Here is a 568-nt window from a genome sequence, read left to right on the forward strand (position 1 = left end):
CTCCACCATAAGTTCCTTATGGATTCTAGAAACCATCGTAGTCGCTTTCAGTGAATGGCCTCCAATTTCAAAAAAGTTGTGTTGAATTCCTATGTTTTCTATATCTAAAATATCTTGCCAAATGGATACAAGCTTTTCTTCGACTGTATTCCTTGGCGCCTCATACTCTACTACTCCTGCAACCGAACTTTCATCAGGACTTGGTAAAGCCTTTCGATCCACTTTCCCATTTGTAGTAAGTGGTAGCTTGTCTAGCTGAACAAAAAAAGCAGGAATCATATACTCTGGTAACTCTTTTGCCAAAAACTTTCGAATTTCTTGAACCCTAGTCTCACCCTTCGATATTTCGGAAGTAAAATAAGCACATAAATATTGATGATTATTACTATCTTCTCTTGCGATAACAACAGCTTCTTTTACTTCCTTATGTTTTAGAAGTTGACTCTCTATCTCACCCAGTTCAATCCTGAAACCACGAATTTTCACTTGATGGTCAATTCTTCCTAAAAACTCAATATTTCCATCAGGTAACATTCTCACAAGGTCTCCTGTTCGATACATTCTCTCT

1 protein-coding gene is annotated in these 568 nt (G+C 37.3%); it reads right to left on the bottom strand.

All coding sequences use genetic code 11. From position 1 onward, the window contains the following. The coding region (locus COL05_RS29555) for a non-ribosomal peptide synthetase (RefSeq protein WP_142337725.1) at positions 1-568 on the bottom strand (568 nt) is incomplete at both ends.

The organism is Bacillus sp. AFS059628, assembly GCF_002571225.1.
Classification (GTDB): domain Bacteria; phylum Bacillota; class Bacilli; order Bacillales; family Bacillaceae_G; genus Bacillus_A.